This window comes from Thermoactinomyces vulgaris, assembly GCF_005886755.1.
In the GTDB taxonomy this organism is placed as follows: domain Bacteria; phylum Bacillota; class Bacilli; order Thermoactinomycetales; family Thermoactinomycetaceae; genus Thermoactinomyces; species Thermoactinomyces vulgaris.
Genome location: NZ_CP039710.1, coordinates 1,151,617 through 1,176,320, shown reverse-complemented (window position 1 = coordinate 1,176,320; position 24,704 = coordinate 1,151,617). Strand labels below are relative to the sequence as shown.

General features: G+C 50.8%; 18 protein-coding genes. 3 read left to right on the top strand and 15 right to left on the bottom strand.

Translation table 11 applies throughout. The features are described 5' to 3' along the window. Window positions 1–21 precede the first annotated feature (21 nt). The 6 genes from priA to FA954_RS06080 form a co-directional block, all read right to left on the bottom strand. Window positions 22–2,472 carry a primosomal protein N' gene (gene priA, locus FA954_RS06105; protein WP_037994898.1) on the bottom strand — a complete coding sequence of 817 codons (2,451 nt, stop codon included), beginning with the start codon at window positions 2,470–2,472 and terminating at the stop codon, window positions 22–24. Further along, entirely contained in the window at window positions 2,462–3,667 is a 1,206-nt protein-coding gene (gene coaBC / locus FA954_RS06100; protein ID WP_062843197.1) for a bifunctional phosphopantothenoylcysteine decarboxylase/phosphopantothenate--cysteine ligase CoaBC, read from the bottom strand. Before coaBC ends, priA begins: the two co-directional genes overlap by 11 nt. 208 nt (window positions 3,668–3,875) lie before the next feature. Then, window positions 3,876–4,070, bottom strand: a complete 195-nt coding sequence (rpoZ, locus tag FA954_RS06095) for a DNA-directed RNA polymerase subunit omega (protein ID WP_037994899.1) — start codon at window positions 4,068–4,070, stop codon at window positions 3,876–3,878. An 18-nt stretch (window positions 4,071–4,088) separates the two neighbouring features. Beyond that, window positions 4,089–4,697: a guanylate kinase gene (gene gmk / locus FA954_RS06090; RefSeq protein WP_062843165.1), complete on the bottom strand. Its 609-nt coding sequence runs from the start codon at window positions 4,695–4,697 to the stop codon at window positions 4,089–4,091. 13 nt (window positions 4,698–4,710) lie between these two features. Continuing rightward, entirely contained in the window at window positions 4,711–4,977 is a 267-nt protein-coding gene (gene remA / locus FA954_RS06085; protein WP_037994904.1) for an extracellular matrix/biofilm regulator RemA, read from the bottom strand. A 114-nt stretch (window positions 4,978–5,091) separates the two neighbouring features. Continuing rightward, entirely contained in the window at window positions 5,092–5,985 is an 894-nt protein-coding gene (locus FA954_RS06080) for a YicC/YloC family endoribonuclease (RefSeq protein ID WP_037994906.1), read from the bottom strand. Window positions 5,986–6,171: 186 nt separating this feature from the next. On the opposite strand from FA954_RS06080, the gene FA954_RS06075 reads away from it, so the two are divergent. Further along, entirely contained in the window at window positions 6,172–7,812 is a 1,641-nt protein-coding gene (locus tag FA954_RS06075) for a putative polysaccharide biosynthesis protein (RefSeq protein ID WP_037994909.1), read from the top strand. Between the two features lie 50 nt (window positions 7,813–7,862). Here the strand turns inward: FA954_RS06075 and bcaP are convergent, their stop codons facing one another. From bcaP to FA954_RS06060, 3 genes are all read right to left on the bottom strand, one after another. Continuing rightward, window positions 7,863–9,260, bottom strand: coding sequence for a branched-chain amino acid transporter BcaP (gene bcaP / locus FA954_RS06070; RefSeq protein WP_082240642.1), 1,398 nt, complete (start codon window positions 9,258–9,260; stop codon window positions 7,863–7,865). Window positions 9,261–9,659: 399 nt separating this feature from the next. Next, window positions 9,660–10,730, bottom strand: coding sequence for a M42 family metallopeptidase (locus FA954_RS06065; RefSeq protein ID WP_062843164.1), 1,071 nt, complete (start codon window positions 10,728–10,730; stop codon window positions 9,660–9,662). A gap of 255 nt (window positions 10,731–10,985) precedes the next feature. Further along, entirely contained in the window at window positions 10,986–12,341 is a 1,356-nt protein-coding gene (locus FA954_RS06060) for a glucose-6-phosphate isomerase (RefSeq protein ID WP_037994913.1), read from the bottom strand. 218 nt (window positions 12,342–12,559) lie between these two features. Here FA954_RS06060 and FA954_RS06055 point away from each other — a divergent pair, with 218 nt between their 5' ends. After that, the gene (locus tag FA954_RS06055) at window positions 12,560–13,309 is read left to right on the top strand and encodes a DUF3153 domain-containing protein (protein ID WP_062843163.1); all 750 of its coding nucleotides are present in this window, start codon (window positions 12,560–12,562) and stop codon (window positions 13,307–13,309) included. 18 nt (window positions 13,310–13,327) lie between these two features. Here FA954_RS06055 and dapF read toward each other — a convergent pair whose 3' ends face one another. Then, window positions 13,328–14,149, bottom strand: coding sequence for a diaminopimelate epimerase (gene dapF, locus FA954_RS06050; RefSeq protein ID WP_037994918.1), 822 nt, complete (start codon window positions 14,147–14,149; stop codon window positions 13,328–13,330). Between the two features lie 24 nt (window positions 14,150–14,173). Then, entirely contained in the window at window positions 14,174–16,918 is a 2,745-nt protein-coding gene (locus FA954_RS06045; RefSeq protein ID WP_232357324.1) for a calcium-translocating P-type ATPase, SERCA-type, read from the bottom strand. Window positions 16,919–17,073: 155 nt separating this feature from the next. Between FA954_RS06045 and FA954_RS06040 the strand changes: the two genes are divergently transcribed. Beyond that, complete coding sequence (locus FA954_RS06040; RefSeq protein ID WP_037994920.1) at window positions 17,074–18,795, top strand: Rqc2 family fibronectin-binding protein; 1,722 nt, start codon at window positions 17,074–17,076, stop codon at window positions 18,793–18,795. A 284-nt stretch (window positions 18,796–19,079) separates the two neighbouring features. Here FA954_RS06040 and pyrE read toward each other — a convergent pair whose 3' ends face one another. From pyrE to carA, 4 genes are read right to left on the bottom strand one after another with little or no spacing between them, the layout of a single operon-like run. Then, on the bottom strand, window positions 19,080–19,652 hold the full coding sequence (pyrE, locus tag FA954_RS06035) for an orotate phosphoribosyltransferase (protein ID WP_037994923.1): 573 nt from the start codon (window positions 19,650–19,652) through the stop codon (window positions 19,080–19,082). A 16-nt stretch (window positions 19,653–19,668) separates the two neighbouring features. After that, window positions 19,669–20,382, bottom strand: a complete 714-nt coding sequence (gene pyrF / locus FA954_RS06030; protein ID WP_037994925.1) for an orotidine-5'-phosphate decarboxylase — start codon at window positions 20,380–20,382, stop codon at window positions 19,669–19,671. 20 nt (window positions 20,383–20,402) lie between these two features. Beyond that, the gene (gene carB, locus FA954_RS06025; protein WP_138614923.1) at window positions 20,403–23,615 is read right to left on the bottom strand and encodes a carbamoyl-phosphate synthase large subunit; all 3,213 of its coding nucleotides are present in this window, start codon (window positions 23,613–23,615) and stop codon (window positions 20,403–20,405) included. Continuing rightward, window positions 23,608–24,699 carry a glutamine-hydrolyzing carbamoyl-phosphate synthase small subunit gene (gene carA, locus FA954_RS06020; protein WP_049720279.1) on the bottom strand — a complete coding sequence of 364 codons (1,092 nt, stop codon included), beginning with the start codon at window positions 24,697–24,699 and terminating at the stop codon, window positions 23,608–23,610. Before carA ends, carB begins: the two co-directional genes overlap by 8 nt. Window positions 24,700–24,704: the final 5 nt, after the last annotated feature.

The following is a 24,704-nucleotide window of genomic DNA, read 5'->3' as shown; positions in this document are numbered from 1 at the left end:
AGCTCCTTTCCTGTCTTTTCTTTATAAAGCAGTGGCCGGAATCAACGATTCCATTCCATCCCGGTCCAAACTGATTTTCAATTGGGGATCCTCCATCGAATAAAGCATTTCTCTCACCCGGTGTTTCAACCACTGAACGGACGGGCTGCCGGGCGGATATTTAATCAACATTTGCATGCGGTAACGGTCTTTGATCCGCGGAATGGGAGCCGGTACCGGTCCCAAGAGCTCACAATCGGACGGAAAATCCTTTCCGAGGTGAAAAGCCAGCTCTTGCCCCGCACGCATCACCTTCACCCGGTCCGGATGACTGATCAAAAAAGAAAACAATCCGCAATAAGGGGGATAAAAATGTTTTTTGCGGACTTCCGCTTCCTGCCGGTAAAAACGTTCCGTCTCGCGGCGGACTGCCATCCGGATGCTGTAGTGATCGGCACTATAGGTTTGGATCACCACTTTTCCCGGCTTTTCATGCCGTCCTGCCCGGCCGCTGACCTGAGTCAATAATTGAAATGTGCGTTCCGCCGAGCGGAAATCGGGCAAATGAAGCATCGAATCCGCCGCAATGACCCCCACCAATGTAACATCTGGAAAATCCAGCCCTTTGGCAATCATCTGGGTTCCAAGCAAAACATCCGCCTGCTTTCTCCCGAATTGGCTCAAGAGCTGTTCGTGCGCCCCTTTGCGACTGGTGGTGTCCACATCCATCCGGATCACGCGGATACCGGGAAAATGGCGGACCAATTCCTGCTCCACTTTTTGCGTTCCGACACCGAAATGGCGGATATATTTGCTGCCGCATGACGGACAAACTTCCGGCACACGCTCCGCATATCCGCAATAATGGCAACGCACCGTCCGGTTCGTCTGGTGATAAGTCAACGAAATGTCACAATGGGGACACATCACCGATTCGCCGCATTCCCGGCACATGACAAAAGTGGAAAAGCCGCGCCGGTTTAAAAACAACACCGCCTGCTCATTTTGGTCCAGGCACCGGGTCAGTTCCTGCCGCAAACATGCACTGAACATCGACCGGTTGCCGTCGGCCAGCTCCTTTCGCATATCCACCACTTTCATCTCCGGAAAGGGGCGTCCGTGAACCCGTTCTTTTAACTCCACCCGGTGAAAATGCCCTTCGCAAGCTTGCTTGTAACTCTCCAACGACGGCGTGGCGGAACCCAATACCAAGGTTGCCCCGTGTTTTTGAATCCGCCACTGTGCAACATGCCGCGCGTGATATTTGGGATTTTCCTCTTGTTTATAGGAAGACTCATGTTCTTCATCAATAATGATCAATCCAAGCTGTTGAAACGGTGCGAAAATGGCGGACCGGGCACCGATGGCCACCTTCACTTCCCCGCGGCGGATTTTTCGCCATTCATCATACCGTTCGCCGCCGGACAGACGGCTGTGCAAAACCGCCACCTGATCACCGAAGCGGCCTTTGAACCGTTCCACCATCTGCGGGGTGAGGGAGATCTCCGGAACCAGCACAATTGCTTCCCGTCCCCGCCGCAAAACTTCCGCAATCACTTGAAGATAAACTTCGGTTTTTCCGCTTCCGGTCACCCCTTGCAACAAGATGGTACGGGGCTTGTTCTCACGGATGGATTCCATCATGGCGTCATAAGCCTTCTGCTGCTCGCCGGTTAAAGGAAGCGGCTTGGTTTTTTGAAATTGTTGATGCCGATAAGGATCCCGGAATTCTTCCCGCTCCTCTTCCATCAAAATTCCTTTTTGGACAAGGCTTTGGATCGTCGAACGGGATACTTGAAGCTCACTGAGCAACCGGGGAAGCGGAATTTCGCTTTCTTGAGCCAAAAAATATCGGAGCACTTCCCGCTGGCGCGTTGCCCTTTTGCTCAATCCTTCCAAAGCTTGGAGCAGGGTTTCCCGGCTTTTGGGAAACACCCAGGTCACCTTGTTCCGGGTCACCCGGTCTCCCACTCTTTCTTCCAGAATGATCCGTCCGACGGCGGCAAGTTTTCGCAACCGGGAGGCACTCATGCCAAGCGATAACGCCTCATCCCAGGTACACTCGCCTTTCTCTTTCAACCGGGTCAAAAAAGGTTCGCAATCAATCAGAGACAGATCGTCTGCGATCTCGTCCGTCTGATTATCCGCATAACGAACCACTTTTTGGTACTTTCCTTTCAAAACCGCCGGCACCATGGATTGCAGAGCGGTAATCGTGTGGCACATATATTCTTCCGCCATCATGGCGGCCAGCTCAACCAGTTCAGGCGTAAGAGGCGGGATGAAATCCATCACTTCGATAACCGGTTTCACCCGCTTGGTTTCCGCCTTCTCTTTGATTTTCACAACATATCCGATCAGCTTGCGGTTCCCGAAAGGAACATGGACCCGGCTGCCCACACGGATATCCGGTTCCAGCTCTTTTGGAATCAAATAATCAAACGGGCGGTCTGCGGCCTGAGCCGGCACATCCACGATCACTTCAGCAATCATTTGCAAACCAGTCCCCAACCAAGGTCATCAACTTCCGTGCCACCTCCAATTTACTCATCCGGGGCAGGGAAAAAACTTTTCCGTGCCGGTCATACACCGTGACAATATTGGTGTCGCTGCCAAATCCGGCTCCGGGCATGGTTACATTATTGGCCACAATGTAATCCATCCCTTTTCGTTTTAATTTGTCACTTGCATAAGCTTCCAGATTTTCGGTTTCGGCGGCAAAGCCCACAAATAATTGATGCGGCTTTTTGTGCGCTCCGACCCATTTGGCGATGTCTTCCGTTTTGACCAGGTTTAACGTCATCTCGTCTTTGGTTTTTTTCATTTTTTGTTCCATAAATTCTTTGGGACGGTAATCCGAAACGGCGGCCGCCTTGAAAATCACATCCACCTCCGGCAAATGTTTCCGGACGGCTTCTTTCATTTCGCCCGTTCGCCGGACATCCACCCGCCGGACCCCGAGAGGCGTTTTCAAGGAGACCGGGCCGGTGACCAAAATCACTTCCGCTCCTGCCTCACGGGCCGCTTCCGCCAAGGCAAATCCCATTTTTCCCGAAGAATGGTTGGAGATATAGCGGACCGGATCAATGGGTTCCAACGTGGGGCCGGCCGTGATCAAAACCTTTTTTCCCGCCAAAAGCCGGCGATTGGAGAAAAAGTGCTCCACCCATTTGACAATCTGCTCCGGTTCCGCCATGCGCCCTTTGCCGACGTAACCGCAAGCCAGTTGTCCTTCGCCCGGCTCAATGAACAAAATGCCCCTTTTTCTCAGAATCGCGATGTTTTCTTGCACTGCCTGGTTTTCATACATATTGACATTCATTGCCGGCGCCAAAACAACGGGCGCCCGGGTCGCAAGTAACGTGGTGGACAACATGTCATCGGCCAAGCCGTGAGCCATTTTGGCAATGATGTTTGCCGTGGCCGGAGCAATCACGAACAAATCGGCATGATCCGCCAAGTCAATATGATTTACCACTTCCGGCCGGTGCTCGTCAAACGTGTCCACCGTTACATGGTTCCGCGATAACACCTGCAGAGTGAGAGGAGTGATAAACTTCGTCGCTGACCCGGTCATGATGACACGGACATCCGCTCCGCGCTGGGTCAACTGACTTGCCACGGTCGCCGCTTTGTAAGCTGCAATGCCTCCGGTGATGCCCAATCCAATTCGTTTTCCCTTCACGATGATGTTTCCTCCTCTCTTCGATCCGTCCGCAATCGGGACCACAAACGCCGTGCACCGTGTGACACGGTGCACCGGATCAATACGCTCTTTCGCCCTCTGCCACCACATCCCTTCGCCTGTTCCAATCCAAACAACCGCTGGGAATGAATGGTGAAATGAAGGATGAGTGCCACATAGAAAAATAACAACCTGTACAGGTTGTTATTTTTCATTCGCGTGATGTCGGGACGAGAATATCAGCTGCAATCTCTTCCAACGCCATTCCCACATATTTTTGGGATTTGGGCTCCAATTGCGTGCTTTCACCTTCCAACAGGCTCCGGGCCCGTTTGGCCGCCAACACCACCAATGAATATTTGCTGTCCGCTTTTTGCATCAATAAATCGATCGATGGATATAACATGATCAAACCCTCCATCCACTACGCGTCTTCACTGATTTTCAACCGATCCGTCCGGCAATGTTCCGCCATCACAATGGCGCGGATCCGTTCGCAAGCTTTGTCCACTTCATCGTTGATGACGACATAATCGTATTGATTGATTTGTTTCAATTCATCGCTTGCCGCTTCAAGCCGGAGGTTCAACACCGATTCGCTTTCGGTTCCCCGATGGATGATCCGTTGACGCAACTCTTCAAACGAAGGGGGAACTAAAAAGATGAAAATGCCTTGCGGATATTTTTCCTTCACCTGCATGGCACCTTGCACTTCAATTTCCAAAACGACATCCCGGCCTTTTGCCAGTGTCTCCTCGACGAAGTGCCGGGGCGTGCCGTAATAGTTTCCCACATATTGAGCCCATTCAATCAGTTCATCTTCTTCAATCATTTTTTCAAACTCTTGGACGGACTTGAAAAAATAGTTGACTCCATCCACTTCTCCTTCACGGGGGGAACGGGTGGTTGCGGAAATCGAATACGTCAGTTCGGGCATCATTTCACGCAATGCTTTGCAAACCGTTCCTTTCCCGACACCGGAAGGTCCGGAAATCACAACCAAAAGCCCTTCATTGACATAATTTGCTTTCATCTCAAAGCCCTTCCTACTCCACAATTTCTTCATGTTGCTCTTTGTTCGCCAAACGGTGAGCCACCGTTTCCGGCTGAACCGCGGATAAAATGACATGGTCGCTGTCCGTGATGATGACCGCCCGGGTCCGGCGTCCATATGTAGCATCAATCAGGACACCGCGTTCCCTCGCTTCCTGAATGATCCGTTTGATGGGAGCCGAATCCGGACTGACAATCGATACAATACGGTTGGCAGATACAATATTTCCAAATCCAATGTTGATTAATTTAATACCCAAATCAAAGTGCCTCCTCACCCATGTTCAATATTCGTTGGGAAAGAGCCTGAATTTCTTAAACCATTGATTGCCTACTACGCTATTTTAGACCGTTTCCCCTTAATAATCAATGTATTACTCAATATTTTGCACCTGTTCTTTCATTTTTTCCAGTTCACTTTTGCATTCAATGACATACTTGCTGATCGCCTTTAAGTTGGCTTTGGAGCCGACGGTGTTGACTTCCCGGTTCATTTCCTGGATCAAAAAGTCCAGTTTCCGCCCGATTGGTTCTTCTTTTTCCAACGTTTTTCGAAATTGGTCCATATGGCTTTTCAACCGGATCAACTCTTCGGTGATATCCGCTTTTTCCGCCCAGATCGCCGCTTCCGTCAAGATCCGGTCGGGATCAATGTCAGAATGACCCAGCCATTCCTCCAGCCGCTTCCGCAATTTGTTTCCGACATGCCGGCTCACCTCGGGAGCGAGCTCTTCCATTTCCTCCACATACTCATCCAGGCAGTCCACTCTCTTCATCAGATCCCGGCTCAAATGGATGCCTTCTTGTCTTCGCATTTTTTTCAAAGACGTTAAAGCCGTCTCCACCGAAGCCAAAACGGACTCTTCATACTCCTCCACCGAAGGCTTCACTTCCTCAATCAGCCACAGCTCCGGCTTGTTGATCAAATCCGCCATGGTCAATCCGGGAGCAATCCCCCATTTTTCATTTAAAGTTTTGCCGGCAGAAATAAAACTCTCCAACAGGTTCCAATCCACTTCCGCTTTTCGTTCGGGGGGCTTCATCCCTTCGATGGTGACAAAAATGTCCGCTCTGCCTCTGCGGATCACTTGCTGGACTTTTTTCCGGATCAAATCTTCCAGTACCATCCACCTGTTTGGCATGCGGATCACCATATCGAGGAAACGATGGTTCATCGTGCGAATCTCGGTGACAATCCGGACTCCGTCCCTTTCGATTTCGCCGCGTCCATATCCTGTCATACTGACTGCATTTGTTATCGTACCCATCTATCCAGCCCTCTCCATCTCATTGTTCATCTTAATGATAATGAACTTGCTCTGGTGAAATCAAACGGAGGATGGACGCAGAATTTCATTTTATTTTACGATTCTCGCCCAATCGATTGTATGCTTCCGGACGGATTCCTGATAGAATAAATCCATATAAATTTTAAAATTAAAGGAAGAAGGAAAATGGCAAATAAACTCGTCAAAGGAACCGTTATATTAAGCATTGCAACGTTATTCACCAAAATTCTCGGTGCTTTGTTCTGGGCCCCGTTTCAAAATATTGCCGGGGACGAAACCGTTGGTCTTTATCGCATATCTTTCCCATTTTACACGATCTTGCTCATGATCGCCTCCGCCGGAATCCCGATCACCGTTTCCAAATTTGTTGCGGAACGGCTGGCCCAAGGGGATCGTTTGGGGGCCCGGCGGGTATTAAAAGCGGCTTCCATCATTTTGAGCCTGACCGGATTGGTCGCCTTTTGCATTTTATTTTTCGGAGCAAAATTCATATCCCATGTGTTGCTTGACAACCCGCCGACCGAGTCTTCCTTGAAAGTTTTGGCCCTGGCCATTTTGATTGTTCCGGTGATGGCGGTTTACCGTGGATATTTCCAAGGACATCAACAAATGATGCCAACCGGCATTTCGCAAGTTGTGGAACAAATCGTTCGCGTGGGTGTGGTGATCGGTCTTACATACTGGATGGTTGAAGCACAATTTTCGCAAGAACTGGTCGCCGCCGGAGCCACTTCCGGAGCTTTTGCCGGGGCGCTGGGCGGGCTGGCCGTCGTGCTTTGGTATAACTTCCGGGACGTAAAGAAACTCAAAAAGGAACCCGTCACCACGGAGCAAGACTCCAAACCAAAAGAGCCCTTGGGCCGGCTGGCCAAGCAAATCGTCCTTTATGCTTTGCCGATCTCACTTGGTTCCCTGGTCCTGCCGTTGATCGGCTTGATTGATTCCTTCACCGTCCCGCGGTTATTGATGAATATGGGATATTCGGAAAGCATGTCCAACACGCTGTTCGGGATTTACGGACGCGGGGAACCTTTTGTCAATGTGATTTCGACCTTTTCCTCTTCGTTGACTTTGGCGCTGATTCCCACCATCTCCGCCCATATTGCCAAACAGGAGATGAAAGCGGTCGAGCACAAAGTCAAACAAGCCTGGTTGATGACCTTGATCGTCAGCTTGCCGTCCGTCATCAGCCTCGTCATTTTGGCCCGGCCGTTAAATATCATGATGTATCAAAACGACAGCGGAACCCTGACCTTGTCCGTTCTGGCTTTCTCCGCCATTTTCAGCACCCTGGCGGTCACCAGTTCCGGCATCCTTCAGGGAATGGGCTACAATAAATTGCCGGTTCGCCATTTGATGATCGGAGCGGTTTGCAAAATGGCCGGAAATTTCGTCTTCGTGCCGTGGTTTGGCATTACCGGTTCTGCCGTCTCCATGGTTTTGGCATATATCATCGTCTGCTTTTTAAACACTTGGATGGTGGTCAAAAAAACCGGCATCCACGTCGATGTCACGCGTCAGTTTGTCAAACCGGCCCTGTGCAGCGGATTGATGGGGATCTTTTTAATCGGCTTGTATACATTGACAACCGGATGGTTTGATCCCTTGCACATTTCGCGTATATCGAACGCCTTGCTGAGCGTTGTTTTGGGGATTTTGGCCGTTCTCATCTACGGCATTTTCTTGTTGATGACGCGAACCATCGGCGAAAATGAAATCCGCCTACTCCCCAAGGGCCATCTGATTTTGTCCTTCCTGAAAAAAACCGGGCTGTTGAGACCGGAAAAACCGGGGATCACTGCATAAAAAAATAAAAAGGCATCTTCGCAAACTGAAGATGCCTTTTTTATTTTGTCTTATTGTTGATTTAACAAAGAATGCCTCCGGGAATACGTGAAGTAAATGATAAGTCCGACCAAAAACCAGACTGCAAAGGCAATCCAGGTAAAGACAGCCAGATTGGAAATCAAGAACAAACAGGCAAAAATGGCGATTGCCGGAATCACCGGAACTCCCGGGCAACGGAACGGACGCGGCAAATCAGGCTGGGTATAACGCAGGATAATCACGCCGAGCGAAACAACCGTAAACGCAAAGAGCGTTCCGATGTTCACAAGTTCCGCCAATTTCTCCAAAGGCAGAAGCGCTCCGACAAAAGCCGCAATGGTTCCGATAATCCATGTGCTGGTGTACGGTGTTTTATATTTGGGATGAACCCAGGAAAACGCCTTTGGCAACAAACCGTCCCGGGACATGGAGAAGAAAATCCGGGTTTGCCCGTAAAGCATTACCAAAATCACGGTGGTCATCCCCATGATTGCCCCCAGATCGATTACACCGGCAAACCAATCTTGCTGCGCTTTCTGCAAGGCCAGCGAAATCGGGTGAGAAAGGTCTTTGGCAAACTCCTGATACGGAACAATCCCCGTCATCACCAGTGTTACAATCACATACAGCAACGCGCAAATCCCGAGCGAGGTCAACAAACCGATCGGCAAATCCCGTTTGGGATTCCGTGTTTCTTCTGCAGCTGCGGCAACCGCATCAAACCCGATAAAAGCAAAGAATACAAGAGCGGCTGCGGAAAAAATCCCCTCAAATCCAAACGGGGCAAACGGCTCCCAGTTGGACGGCTTCACATAAAATGCCCCCACGATGATAAAGAGCAGAACCACAGCCACTTTAATGATCACCATGATATTATTGGCCTTTTTCGACTCCGTGATTCCGCGCGAGAGCAAAAACGTAATGATCATGACAATCAAAAATGCAGGCAAATTAAAATAGGTGGTGACTCCTTCCACCGCTCCGGGTGCCGCGGTCAGTGCATCCGGAAAATGAATACCAAAACCACCCAGCAAGGATTGGAAATAACCCGACCAACCCACCGAAACCGAACTGACTGCGAACATGTATTCCAACACCAAATCCCAACCGATAATCCATGCGATAATTTCTCCCAAGGTTGCATAACTGTACGTATAAGCGGATCCTGAAACCGGAGCCATCGATGCGAATTCAGCATAAGCCAGTGCCGAAAACGCACAAGCGATGGCGGCAATGACAAAGGAAACGGCAAGGGCCGGACCCGCTTTGAGTGCACCGGCTCCCGTCAGCACGAAGATGCCTGTGCCGATGACCGCCCCGATTCCAAGCATGGTTAAATCAAAGGCGCCTAAGTCCCGCTTTAATTTTCCTCCTTTTTGCGACTCCGCAAGTGCATTGGAAATGTCTTTTTTCCGGAATAAATTCACCTGTCTCTCCTCCTGTATATAGGGCGTCCATTTCAATCAAATCAACTAATCGTCACAGCTTTTTTCATTTTGTCCCGAAATCGGTCAACCATCACAAAAACGCCATTGTTTTTTTATTTGAATATTTCAAAATACACTGATGAAATAAAACGAACCACCTCTCCCTTTGATCGACTTTAGCCATTTTTCCAACAATTCATCCTTTTTGGAACAAAAAACACGAATATGATTTCAAATAAAACTATTTATATATTAATTAATTTGCTTGTTATTTTCAACTAATAAAAAATATTTTTGGTATAACTTGGAGGAAATGGCTTCACAAACAGGATCCTTTTTGTAAGCGGTTTCAGCGGAGATTGGCCGGATAAACGGTATCCAGCCAATCTCCGCCGGTAATTATAACCAGCTGTCCAACGTGTTTTGGTCCAATTTTTTGATGACGGCCGTCAACAACCGGGCAGCCTGTTCAAAATCATGCCTGGACATCAATGAATTATGACTGTGTACATACCGGGTGGGGAAACCGATCACCACCGTCGGGCATCCGGTTCCGTGCAAATGGAATTTTGCCCCGTCGGTCCCGCCGCCCATCAAAGCATCCACCTGCAATGGAATTTCCAACTCTTCAGCGGTATCCATCACCAAATTTCTCAATCCGGTATGCGGGATCATGGTATAATCCATGATAAACATCAACGGGCCTTCCCCCATCGCCGCTTCCCCGGGATGTCCTTCAAAGCCCGGAATGTCATAAGCCATCCCGACATCCAACGCAAAGGCAATGTCGGGCTTCACCAATTCCGCGAGCGTTCCCGCTCCCCGCACGCCGACTTCTTCTTGCACGGTGGCTCCGCCGTAGACAACATTGGGATGCGCCTCATCTTTCAGTTGCCTCAACACCTCAAGGGCCAGCGCACAACCCGCGCGATTATCCAGCGCTTTTCCTCCCCAAATCTTTCCGTCTTGCATGGTGAAAAAATCGGATACCGGAACCACGCTGTCTCCCGGACGAATCCCCATTTCTTCGGCTTCCGCCCGGCTTTTCGCACCGATATCAATGAACATTTCCTTGATGTTCATGACTTTTTTCCGTTCTTCCGCTTTTAAGGCATGAGGCGGTTTCGAACCGATCACTCCCAAGTATTCGCCTTTGCGGGATTGAACCACCACACGGTGGGATAACATATTGTGTGCCCACCAACCGCCCAATGGTTGAAACTTTAAAAAGCCTTTCTCGGTAATGTATGTAACCATGAAACCGATTTCATCAAGATGCCCGGCAAGCAAGATTTTGGGTCCGGCGGCATCTCCCGTTTTTTTCCCGGCCAGTCCCCCGAGACGGTCGGTCAGGATCTCCTCCGACAACGGTTCCAAATGTTTTTGGAACACTTGCCTGACTCCTCTTTCATTTCCTGGAACCCCTTTGGCATTGACCAGTTCCTCCATCAAATTTTGCAAAGCGTCCATAGAATCTGTCCTCCTGCCTTTATAGCCTCTGTGATGGATCGATAAAAATGACTTATTTTTTCATTATCACATAAAATTTATAATATATGCAATAACAGAGCAAATCGCTCCGCACGCCTCCAAACGGATTTGTCAATCAACTTCTGGATGGTTCTCCATCCCGCTCGCGTTTTCATGCTTAAAAAGCCTGCAAATAAAAAAATCCGGCTCATCGGAAGGATGAAACCGGATGGGTCCAAACCAAGTGGCAACGTTTCAGAAATTCAACCGTTTGAGCAATTCTTCTTTTTCTTTTTCGAACCCTGGCTTTCCGAGCAAGGCAAACATGTTCTTTTTGTAAGCTTCCACCCCGGGTTGGTCAAACGGATTAACCCCCAACAAATACCCGCTGATTCCACACGCTTTTTCAAAGAAATACACCAGTTGTCCGAATGCATACGGACTGTGCTCGCTCACGGAGACCACCAGGTTGGGCACATGGCCGTCCGTATGGGCCAGCATGGTTCCTTCAAAAGCCTTGCGATTGACAAAATCCAGTTCTTTGCCCGCCAGGTAGTTCAGTCCGTCCAAGTCACCGGCATCTTCCGGAAGGGTGACGGATTTGCGGGATTTTTCCACAAACACCACGGTTTCGAAAATGTTGCGCAAGCCTTCCTGAATGTATTGCCCCATGGAATGCAGGTCGGTGGTGAAATTGACTGATGCCGGGAAAATTCCTTTTTGGTCTTTTCCTTCACTTTCCCCGTAGAGCTGTTTCCACCACTCGCTGAAATATTGCAAAGACGGATCATAGTTGACAAGAATCTCGGTGGTTTTTCCTTTGCGGTACAACGCATTTCGCACCAATGCATATTGGTAGCTCTCATTTTCCGCCAACTCCGGATTCCCGTACCGTTTCATCCCGGCCCGGGCTCCCGCCATCATTTCATCGATGTCGATTCCGGCCGTGGCAATCGGCAAAAGCCCGACAGCGGTCAACACCGAGTAGCGTCCGCCCACATCGTCCGGAATGACAAATGTTTCATATCCTTCTTCATCGGCCAATTTTTTCAAAGCGCCTTTTTTCCGGTCGGTGGTGGCATAAATCCGGCGACGGGCTTCTTCTTTTCCGTAGCGTTTCTCCATGTACTCACGGAAAATCCGGAAAGCAATGGCCGGTTCCGTTGTGGTTCCGGATTTGGAAATCACATTGACACTGACTTCTTTTCCTTCCAGCACCTCCAACAGATCCGCCACATAAGTGGAAGCAATGTGATGGCCCACAAAATAGATTTCCGGCACTTTTCGCCCGGTTTTCGCCAATTGGTTATGAAACGTATGGGTCAACATTTCAATCGCTGCACGCGCTCCCAAATAGGAACCGCCGATCCCGATCACCACCAGGGCGTCCGAGTCGGATTGAATTTTTTGCGCCGCCTTTTTAATCCGCTCATACTCTTCGCGGTCATATTTTTCCGGCAGTTCCAGCCAACCGAGAAAATCAGATCCGGCTCCGGTGCCCGTATGTAGCAATTCGTGCGCCATTTTGACCGCCGGAGCCATCTGATCGATTTCCTGCCCGCTGAAAAAAGCTTTGGCTTTGGTGTAATCAAACGTAATCACGTTTTTCATGTTTTTTCACCCTCATTCTCCGATTCCTGGTTTTACGGTTTTTCCATGAATAAACCAATCTTCATTTTAATGTAACCGATAAGTCATTTCAAAAAACAATCAAGGAGCATGTTCAAACGAAAGCGTTCCCATTTCTACATTTCCCCGATTTGTTCCGGTTCATTTGAAGCAAATGATGATTCCGTGTATAATCCAGAAAAAAGTCAAAGGGGATTGTTATGCACAGACGAAATCATCTGATCCTGACGCTGATCTGTCTGTCTTTTTTTCTGTTCTTCACCGGATGTGTCCAAGCCGACATTCATGTGGACATCCACCGCGACGGATCCGGAACCTACCAAGTGAAAATCCTCACCAATGATTTGATCCTCACCAATCTGGGCAATGTCAAAACCCGGCTGAAGCAGCAAGGATTTCAGCTGCGGGAGATTTCAGAAGGATCCCAAAAAGGCTTTGTGGCCGAAAAAAGGGTCCAAAGCGTGATCGAGGAACCACCATCAAAAACCTTTGAGTCTCTGCAACCGACCGGCTCTGCACCTGCATCGGGGCCAAAAGACGACGGCGGTTTAAACGTGGAACATCAATTTTTCACCTCCCAGATCATTTATCGGGATGTGATCGACTTTTCGGATGAAATGCCCCGGCAAGACCTGGCGGAATGGATTCTGGAACAAATGAATTTCCGTTTTCATCTCACCACTCCGCTTCAAGCGGACGAACATAACGCAACCTCCGTGGAAAACGGCGGAAAAACCTTGACATGGCAGATCGATCCGGCCAAGCCCAATCCTGTCTATGTTGTTTATGTCATTCCCAATCCCTATACATGGAGTGTGATTTTGCTGATCGCCATCATCGGTTTGGTCGCCGGGATCATTTTGGGGATCCGCATGCGCCGCAGCAAAAAAAGAACAGGAGATTCCACAACAGAACCTCCCGTTTCCTTCCGTTGGGACAACCGAAAGTAATCAGCCACGGGTATGGCGTCAGTCCAGCCATACCCCTTCATAAACAAATTCAGCTGGCCCCGTCATATAAACATGTTGATCTTGTTCATTCCATTCGATGAGCAATTCGCCTCCCAAAAGCTTTACCCGGGCCGTCCGGTCAAGGCGGCCGGCAAGCACCCCCGCCACGACCGTCGCACAAGCGCCGGAGCCGCAAGCCATGGTTTGCCCGACGCCCCGCTCCCACACACGCATCCATACCTCTTGTGGCGACTGGAACGTGACAAACTCGATGTTTGCTTTTTGCGGAAACATATCATGTTTTTCCAGAACGGGTCCCCACTTTTCGACCGGAAACTTGTCTAAATCCTCCACTTCAATCACCGCATGAGGATTCCCCATGGACACGGCCGAAAACCGAAATGAGACCCCGTCCGCTTCAATCGTTTGGTTCACCGCTTTTTCCCCGCTCAACCGGACGGGAATCTCCGCTGGTGCCAAAACGGGTTTCCCCATATCCACCCTCACGTTTTTCCCATCCGTCCAAACCGGTTGCACCCCCACTTTGGTTTCGATCGCAAACGTATTTTTCCGGCTTGAAATTTTTTCATAATAATATTTGGCCACACAGCGCATGGCATTGCCGCATTGTTCCGCCATCGATCCGTCCGAATTAAAGATCCGCATGGAAAGATCCGCTTGATCGGACGGATACATCACCACCAGGCCATCCGCACCGGCTCCCGTGTGTCGGTCACACATCTTCCGTGCCAACGCCGAACATTCATCAAAAGACGGCTTTTGGGTCTGGTGGATGAGAATAAAGTCGTTTCCAAGTCCGTGCATTTTCGTGAAATTCATGATGTCGTTCTTTTCTCCTTCCCATCATCGCTGTACGACGGTTTTCATCGGTTTGCGGTAAAAAACCGTGCGCAGGACATCGAGCAATCCGGCCAGAATGACGGGCATCGTGGAAGTCACCGTTACAAGGATCCATTCCCTGAGACCGAGCGGGACCGTGTGGAAGACCGGCCCGAGCGGCGGATAATAAATCACACCCAGCAAGAGAACAGCCGAAGACAACACAGCCAACACCAACATGGGGTTATCCAGCGGCGTGCGTTGGAAAATCGTCCCTTGCGAACGGCAATCAAACACATAAATCAACTGGGAAAAGACCAGTGTGGCAAAGGCAACCGTTTGTGCCCGCACCAGATTCTCCGGCGTTTCGACATAAGAAATCCAAAAAGCGGCCAGAGAGCAAAATCCGATAAGCAGACCGCGGGTCACAATTTTCCATCCGACGCCGCGGGCAAAAATGCTTTCCCGGCTGTCGCGCGGCGGCCGCTGCATCGCATTTTCCTCCGCCGGATCCACTCCGAGGGCCATGGCCGGCAATCCGTCCGTCACCAGATTCACCCACAAGATCTGGATCGGTACAAGCGGCAAAGGCAAACTTGCCAGCATCGCCAAAAACATGATCAAAATCTCCCCGACATTGCTTGCCAACAAATAACTGATGAATTTCCGGATATTTTCGTATATATTCCGGCCTTCTTCCACGGCCGCTACGATGGTGGCAAAATTATCATCGGCCAGGATGAGCGAAGAGGCTTCCTTGGACACATCCGTCCCCATGCCTCCCATGGCAATCCCGATATCCGCCGCTTTAATCGCCGGGGCATCATTCACTCCGTCGCCCGTCATCGCGACAACATGTCCTTTTTTCTGCAATGCTTTGACAATCCGCAATTTATGTTCGGGCGAGACGCGTGCATACACATCCACATCATTGACAATCTTGATAAACTCTTCGTCCTTCATATTGTAAAGATCTTGTCCGGTCAGTGTCAAACCGCCGGGCCGCTTGATCTCCAGCTCAGCAGCAATGGCTTCGGCCGTCGCCTGATGATCCCCGGTAATCATGACCGTCTTGATCCCGGCCTGCCGGCTCTGCTGGATGGCTTCTTTCACGCCGGGACGGGGCGGATCCATCATGCCCGTCAGCCCGACAAAAATCAAGCGTTGTTCCATTTGCCAATCTATTGAGTCCGGGTTGGCCGGTTTGATTTCCCGATAGGCAAAGGCGAGATTCCGCAATGCTTTGGCTGCCAATTGCTCATTCATTTGCATGATTTTTTTGCGCTTGGCTTCCGTCAAAGGCACCACTTTCCCATCCGTCAGAAGATGGGTGCATTTATTCAACAGAACATCCGGCGCCCCTTTGGAAAAAAGAAAATGTTTCCCCGCCTGTTTTACCCAGACCGACATCATCTTGCGCTCGGAATCGAAAGGAAATTCTTTTACCCGTTCCCACTTTTTGTCCAAATGTTTCCGGTCAAATCCCGCTTTTTGCGCAACAACCAGCAGCGCTCCTTCCGTGGGATCGCCGTCCAATTCCCATTGACTCTTTTTGTTTAACAACCCTTTTTTACTTTTTTGGATAAATGACGCATTATTGCATAAGGCCGCAATCTCCATCAGCCTTTTCAAGGACTCCCACTTTTGGACATCCACTTTTTTCTGCTCCAACAAAATGTCCCCCCCGGGAGCATAACCGTTCCCGGTCACTTGAAACAGCACCTGATCCGCCCAAATGTGGGTCACCATCATTTTGTTTTGCGTCAATGTTCCGGTTTTATCCGAGCAAATCACCGTTGCACAGCCCAAAGTTTCCACCGACGGAAGTTTGCGGACGATAGCCTGCCGTTTGATCATCCGTTGCACACCCAAGGCCAGCGCAATCGTCACAATCGCCGGCAACCCTTCAGGAATGGCGGCAACCGCCAATGAAACCCCGGCCAGGAACATCTGATACACATCATGCCCGTGAATGATTCCGGTCACAACAACCATCGCGGTCAAAATGAGGGACACAACAATCAGCACTTTTCCCAGTTGCTCCAACCGGCGCTTCAATGGAGTGTCCGTCCCTTCGGCCGTTTTGATTAAATGGGCGATTCTTCCCATCTCCGTGGCCATTCCTGTGGAAACGACAATGCCCGTTCCACTCCCCCGCACGACCATGGTCCCCATATATCCCATGTTTTTCCGGTCACCGATGGCCACATCCTGCCGCAAGAGCGCTTCGCTTTGTTTTTTAACCGGAACCGATTCTCCGGTCAGGGCTGATTCTTCAACGTATAAGCTTTCCGTATGGATCCAGCGCACATCGGCCGGGATCCGGTCCCCGCTTTCTACCGACACGATATCCCCGGGAACCAGCCGGAAAGCTTCGATTTTTTTCCACTCCCCATCCCGTTTGACTTTGGCAACCGGCGCCGATAATTTTTTCAAAGCCTGCAGGGACTTTTCCGCACGCATCTCCTGAAAAAATCCCAGTCCCGCGTTTAAGATGATAATTGCAATGATGGCGACGGCATCGGTGTATTCTCCCAGCAATCCGGAAATCAACGTCGCCGCCAATAAAACCAAAACCATGAAATCCTTGAATTGATCGACAAACAAAGCAAAAAGGGAAGATTTTTCCCCTTCCGACAACTGATTGAGTCCGGTCTGCTTAAGTCGTTCTTGCGCCTCTTTGTCATGGAGTCCAACGGATGGATTCACCTGAAAGTGAGAAGCAACATCCTCTGTCTCCCAGTCAATCCAACGTCCTTGCTCTGCCAAGATTCTTCCTCCTTTTTCCGGAACGATTACTTTCAATGTATTCAGACGAGCTGTCAAACATACCTGAACCGGACAATCGGATTTCCGTCGGAACCAAGATATTGTAAAATGGAAAAGTGTGATGACTTTTGAAACTGGAATAAAGGATGAAACCTATGTCATATGACGGATTGGTCACCCGGGCTGTGGTGAAGGAACTCAATCAGGCACTTGCCGGCGGCAGAATCACCAAAATCTATCAACCGGGTGAATTTGAATTGCTTTTGGTGATTCGCTCGCAAGGAAAAAATCATAAATGTCTGCTTTCGGCCCATCCGGCCTATCCCCGTGTCCAACTGACCCGGTCTTCTTACGAGAATCCCAAAGAACCTCCGATGTTTTGCCGTTTGGTCCGGAAACACCTGGACGGCGGAATCATAGAAAGCGTGGACCAAATCGGATTGGAACGAATCGTCCACCTCCATCTTCGCGCCAAAAATGAATTGGGGGACTTCGTTTCGCGCAAGCTGGTCGTCGAAATCATGGGCCGGCACAGCAATATTATTTTGGTGGATCCTGACACAGGCACCGTCCTTGACGGAATTCGACGGGTCAGCCATGCCATGAGCCAATACCGGCAAATCTATCCGGGGGCTTCCTACACGGAACCGCCATCGCAAAACAAGGAAAATCCGCTGGAAGTGACAAAAGAGCGGTTTATCGCCGGGTTTGATTACAACCAAGGCCGTTTGGACAAACAAATCGTCCAGCGGTTCACCGGAATCAGCCCGCTCATTGCCAAAGAAATCATTCACCGGGCCGGATTGGGCAGCCGTGACCAACTGTGGGAAGCTTTCTCCCGATTGATGGAGAAGGCCAAGAATCACGAGTATGCCCCCGCGATCATGCAAACAGGGAAAAAGACCGTATTTTCCGTGTGGCCGCTTTCCCATATGGAAGAAACCGTCTATCGCACGGATTCCATCAGCCAACTTTTGGACCATTTTTATTACGGCAAAGCCGAACGCGACCGGATCCGCCAGCAAACCTCCCAGCTGATGCGCAAGTTAAAAAACGAAGTGGATAAAAACAAGAAAAAGATCAAGATCTTGCAAAAAGAATTGAAACAAGCAGAAAAAGCGGACCATTACCGCATTCTGGGAGAATTGGTCACAGCCAACCTGCACCAAATCAAGCGGGGGGAAAAAACGGTTGAGGTGATCAATTTTTACGACCCGGATGCCCCGGCCCTGACAATTGAACTCGATCCCACCCTCAGCCCGGCGGAAAACGCGCAACGATACTTTAAAAAATACAACAAATTAAAAGCATCCCTAAAATGGAACCAAGAACAGATCGAAAAATCCCGGGCCGACATCGAATATCTTGAATCGGTCCTTACCCAAATCGAAAATGCCGGGTTAAAAGATATTGAGCAGATTCAGGAAGAATTGGCGGAAGAAGGGTGGCTGAAAAAAACTTCCCGGCAAAACAAGCCGCGTAAAAAAGAAGCTCCCGTCCCTTATGAGGCGACGGCAAGTGACGGAACCCCGATTCTGATCGGGAAGAACAACAAACAAAACGACTATTTAACCCACAAGCTGGCCGCTTCCTCCCATATCTGGCTGCACACCAAAGACATTCCCGGTTCGCATGTCGTCATTCGCGCCAGCCAGGTCCGGGACGAAACGCTCTTGGAAGCCGCCATGTTGGCCGCCTATTTCAGCAAAGCCCGGGATTCCTCCCAAGTGCCGGTCGATTACACACAGATCAAACATGTCAAAAAACCGGCCGGCGCCCGCCCCGGCTTTGTCACTTACGATCATCAACAAACGATCTATGTCACGCCGGAAAAAGAAGTGATTATGCGGCTTTTAAACAATCAAAACCTAAAATAACAGAAGAAAGGAGTCAGATTTCCTCTGACTCCTTAAATTTTGCAAAACGCAATTAATAACAGGATGCAGCCTGCCCCTTCATCATGGATCACTTTTCCGGATCAAGCCGCCTGAGCGCCCCGGTGGATTTTGGTCTTTGGTCACCTGGGCAGTTGACCGGTTTAGCAGATGATGAAATGAGAAAAATGAACACGCTCTTGCTCCATGCTTTTTCCGGGTTTTCCCCCGACCGGCTTGCAAAACAAAAAGGCCCCGCCTTGGCGAAGCCTTTGGGGCCGCGATCGTCATCGGTTTCCGCGGCTTCCCGGTTTTGTGACGGGGATCCCTTTTTTGCACAGGGGACAATCTTTGGAGTCAAAACTTTCGATCTCCACCTTCTTTAAAGCCAGGTAAGGCTGGCGAAACGGATTTTGCCCGCCGGTCCGGTCCACAATGGAACCGACGCCCACAACGTCTGCTTTTCTTTCTTCCAAGAGCCCGATCACTTCTTTGACCGATCCTCCGGTGGTCACCACGTCTTCCACCACCAATACCTTTTGGCCGGGAGCGACTTCAAAACCGCGCCGAAGTTGCATCACCCCGTCTTTTCTCTCAGCAAAAATACATGGCACATTCAGGGCGCGGGCCACCTCATGGGCGATGATGACTCCACCGAGTGCCGGCCCGGCCACCAGATCCACGGAAATGCCTGCAAATTTTTTGGCCAACGCTTGTCCCGTTTTTTCGGCATCATCCGGATGCATCAAAAGCTGTGCACATTGCATATACCGGGCGCTGTGGCGACCCGAGGACAAAAGGAAGTGTCCTTCTTTCAGCACCTCTCTTCGTTTCATCGCTTTTTCCAAGGACCAAGCCATCTGTTCCACTCCTTTTTTAACAAATCTCTTCCACCAGGGACTGAAAGGCTTTTTTCGGATCCGGCGCTTGTGTCACCGGCCGGCCGACCACCAGGTAATCGGCTCCGTTCAACACAGCTTCCCGGGGAGTGACGATTCGTTTCTGATCGTTATTTGAAAAGCCTTGGGGGCGGATGCCGGGTGTCACCGCCAAAAATCCCGGTCCGGCCGCTTGTTTGACCCACCGGGCTTCCAACCCCGAACAAATCACCCCGTCCATCCCGGCATCGCAGGCCAACGACGCCAATTTCTGCACGGACTCACGTACATTCCCCGGGATGCCGAGTTCCTGGTTTAACATCCTCTGATCCGTGCTTGTCAGCTGGGTCACCGCCAGCAATTTCAACCGGCGGGATCCACCGGCATGTTTCTCGGCAATCTCCCGCGCTTTCTCCATCATTTTTCTGCCGCCGGAAGCATGGATGGTGACAAAATCCACCCCCAACCGGCTGAGCGATTCGATCCCCTTGGCCACCGTATTGGGGATGTCGTGAAGTTTCAAATCCAAAAAGATGGTATCGCCGGCATTTTTTCGTTTCTCCACCCATTGGGGTCCCGCGGAGAAAAACAGCTGATACCCCACTTTGATCAATGGCCGTTCGCCCGGGTCCCAAAGGGAAAGCAAGCGGTCTGCCTGCTTCTCATCCGGAACATCCAACGCGAGAAAGATACGATTTTGCGGATTTTCCATGGTTCCTCCTCCTTCCTCCTTTACACCAACACTCGGGCGAAATCCGGCTTTTTGAGCGGTTCCGCATGGAATTGAATCGATTCCAAGGTTTCCAAAAGAGCTTGCACCGTATCCAACGAGGTCAAACAAGCAACGCCATGTTCCACCGCTTCCCGGCGAATTCGGAAACCGTCCCGCTCCGGCGTTCTTCCCCGCGTCCAAGTGTTTACAACCAAATCGGCTTTTCCCTGGCGGATCCAATCCAAAATGTAGGGCGATCCTTCCTTCAACTTGTTCAACCGCTTCACGGGCAAGCCGGCTTTTTCCAGAACTTCCGCCGTGCCTTGGGTGGCGACAATGTGGTAACCCAACTCATAGAAACGTTTCATCAAGGGAAGTGCTTCTTCTTTTTCTTTGTCCCCGATGGTTGCCACCACTGTGCCAAAGCGCGGCATCTGGATGCCGGCGGCCATCAGGCCTTTGTAAACCGCCCGGGCATAATCCCGGTCTTTTCCCATCACTTCCCCGGTGGATTTCATCTCCGGCCCGAGGGCGATATCCACCTTCGTCAGCTTGTCAAAGGAGAAGACCGGCACTTTCACTGAAATAAACTCACTTTCCGGCCACAATCCGGACTGATCATATCCTTGCTCCCGCAAATTGACTCCGAGCATGATTTTGGTGGCCACTTGCGCCATGGGAATTCCCGTGACTTTGCTTAAGAAGGGAACCGTTCTCGATGACCGCGGATTGACTTCCAAGGTGTACAGTTCATTTTGATACAGAACAAATTGAATGTTGATGATTCCCTTGATGTGAAGCGCTTTGGCGATTTTTTCCGTGATCCGGGCAACCTGCTCTTTTTGCTCCCCGGTCAGGGTTTGCGGGGGATAAACAGCAATCGAATCCCCGGAATGGACCCCTGCCCGTTCGATGTGTTCCATGATACCGGGAATGAGGACTCTTTCCCCGTCGCAAATCGCATCCACTTCGACCTCTTTGCCCAACAAGTAACGGTCGATCAGGACGGGATGTTCCGGATTCACTTTGACCGCTTGCTCCATGTAAGAGCGCAGTTCCATTTCGTTATGGACGATTTCCATGGCACGCCCTCCCAGCACATAGGACGGACGGACCAACACCGGATATCCCAGGATCCGGGCGGCTTTTACCGCTTCGTCCACCGAAGTGACCGCCGTTCCCGGAGGCTGTGGAATTTGGAGGTCGCTCATCAACTGTTCAAATTTTTTCCGGTCTTCCGCACGGTCAATTTCCTCCAAAGAGGTGCCCAACAACCGGATGCCTTCATCCTGCAAGTCCCTCGCCAGATTCAAAGCGGTTTGCCCGCCGAATTGCACGATCACCCCGAGCGGATTTTCTTTTTCAATGATGTTGAGAACATCTTCTTTAAAGAGAGGTTCAAAGTACAGACGGTCAGAGATATTGAAATCCGTCGAGACCGTCTCCGGATTGTTATTGATGATCACCGCTTCATAGCCGGCTTTTTGGATGGCCATGATCGCATGCACGGTCGCATAATCAAACTCGACTCCCTGACCGATCCGGATCGGCCCCGAGCCGAGGACCACAATGCTTTTTGCTTTGCTTACCGCCACTTCGTCTTCAGATTCATAAGACGAGTAATAGTACGGGGTATTTGCGGCAAATTCCGCGGCGCAGGTGTCCACCATTTTATAAACCGGGACAATGTGGTGTTGTTTCCGCAACGCGCGAACCTCTTTTTCCGTCCGGTTTGTAAGGCGGCCGATCGCCAGGTCCGTCATCCCGAATTGCTTGGCCTTTCTGAGCAACTCCGGGGCAAGGGAACCGGATGCTTGCAACTCTTTTTCCATCCGGATGATGCGTCCGATTTTATGCAGGAAAAAACGGTCGATTCGGGTGAGTTGATGGGCTTCTTCCAGACTGTGTCCGCGCCGGAACCATTCCGCCAGCAAAAACAGCCGCTCATCATCCGGTTTTTGCAGCCGTTTTCTCAACTTGTCGCCGGGAATTCCCCCGGCTCCCGGCAGGTTCAAATCATCCTGCCCGATTTCCAGCGAACGCACCGCTTTTAAAAGCGATTCTTCCAATGTCCGCCCGATGGCCATCACTTCCCCCGTTGCTTTCATCTGGGTTCCCAATTCCCGGTTTGCCGAGACAAATTTGTCAAACGGCCAGCGGGGAATTTTGCAGACCACATAATCGATGGCCGGTTCAAAACAAGCACTGGTTTGTCCGGTCACCGGATTTTTTAATTCGTCCAGTGTGTAGCCCAGTGCAATTTTGGCAGCCACCCGGGCGATCGGATATCCCGTCGCTTTGGAAGCCAGCGCACTGGAACGACTCACCCGCGGATTCACTTCAATGACATAGTATTGGAAGCTGTGCGGATCGAGTGCAAACTGGATATTGCATCCGCCACGAATATCCAGGGCGCGGATGATTTTCAACGCCGCATTCCGGAGCATCTGGTGTTCCCGGTCCGTCAAGGTCTGACTCGGGGCAAACACGATGCTGTCCCCGGTGTGTACGCCCACCGGATCAAAGTTTTCCATGTTGCACACCACGATGGCGTTATCCGCGGCATCGCGCATCACTTCATATTCAATTTCTTTGTATCCTGCGATGCTCTGTTCAATTAGGCATTGGGTGATCGGGCTGTAACGGAGCCCGTTTTCAACAATCTCTTGCAATTCTTTTTCGTCTTTGGCAATGCCCCCTCCGGTTCCGCCCAGTGTGTAAGCGGGCCGGACGATCACGGGATAGCCGGCTTCTCCGGCAAACCGGAGCGCTTCATCGACCGTGTGCACAATTGCGCTTTCCGGAACCGGCTCTCCCAGCTCTTGCATCAATGCCCGGAACGAATCGCGGTCCTCTGCACGGGTGATCGCTTGCAGATCGGTTCCCAGAAGACGGACGCCTTCCCGTTTTAGAACCCCTTGTTTGGCCAATTCCACCGCCAAGTTTAAGCCGGTTTGCCCTCCCAGGGTGGGCAAAAGACCATCCGGACGCTCTTTGCGAATCACTTGCGTGATAAATTCGGCAGTCAGCGGTTCAATATAGACGCGGTCTGCCATGTTGGTATCGGTCATGATCGTGGCCGGATTGCTGTTGACCAAAACCACTTCCAATCCTTCTTCTTTCAGCGCCTGACACGCTTGCGTCCCGGCATAGTCGAATTCCGCGGCCTGGCCGATCACAATCGGCCCCGAACCAATCACCAAAATTTTCTTCAAGGTCGAATCTTTAGGCATTGACGGTCTCTCCCTTCCGTGCAAAAGACTCCATCATCTCAAGAAAACGGTCAAACAGATAACCCGAATCAAGCGGGCCCGGTGCCGATTCCGGATGATATTGGACGGTGAACACCGGCAGGGTTTTGTGCCGGAGCCCTTCGACCGTCCCGTCGTTCAACGCAATGTGCGTGATTTCCAATCCGGTGTTTTTCACCGAGTCAGAAGTGACGGCATACCCATGATTTTGCGAAGTGATCACGGTGCGTCCGGTTGCCAGCTCCTTCACCGGATGGTTTCCGCCGCGATGCCCGAACTTCATTTTTTCCGTGTCGGCTCCGGCGGCCAACGCGACCAGCTGATGGCCCATGCAAATGCCAAACAGCGGCACTTTCCCCATCAATTGTTGGATCGTTCGGATTCCCTCCGGCACGTCCTTGGGGTTCCCGGGACCGTTGGACAACATCACCCCGTCCGGCCGGAAGCGCATGATTTCTTCGGCTGAGGTACTGTAGGGAACGGTAATCACCTCGCAGTTGCGCTTCACCAACTCCCGCACAATGTTGTGTTTGGCTCCGAAATCCATCAAAACCACCCGTTTTCCCTTGTTCGGGGAAATATGAATGCTTTTGGTGCTGACACGCGCCACTTGGTCACGCATCAACGGAAACTTCAACTGTTCATTCAATTCCTCCAAACTCTCTTCGCCGGTGGTGATGATTCCCTTCATCGTTCCGTGCATCCGGATTTTGCGGGTCAGCATCCGGGTGTCGATTCCGGAAATTCCGATCAATCCGTATTCCTTCAAAAACGTTCCCAGCGGCAATTCGTTGCGCCAGTTGCTGGCATATTCGGCATACTCGCGCACGATCAAACCGTGAGCGTAAGGGCGCAGGGATTCGTTGTCATCGCGCGAGATCCCGTAGTTGCCGATCAGCGGGTATGTCATGACCACCATTTGCCCGCAATAAGAAGGGTCGGTTAAAATCTCCTGATAACCGGTCATGCTGGTGGTGAACACCACTTCCCCCCTTTTAAACCCTTCTGCCCCGAATGATTCGCCAACCAATAACGTACCGTCTTCCAACAGCAATCTTGCTTTCACGGACG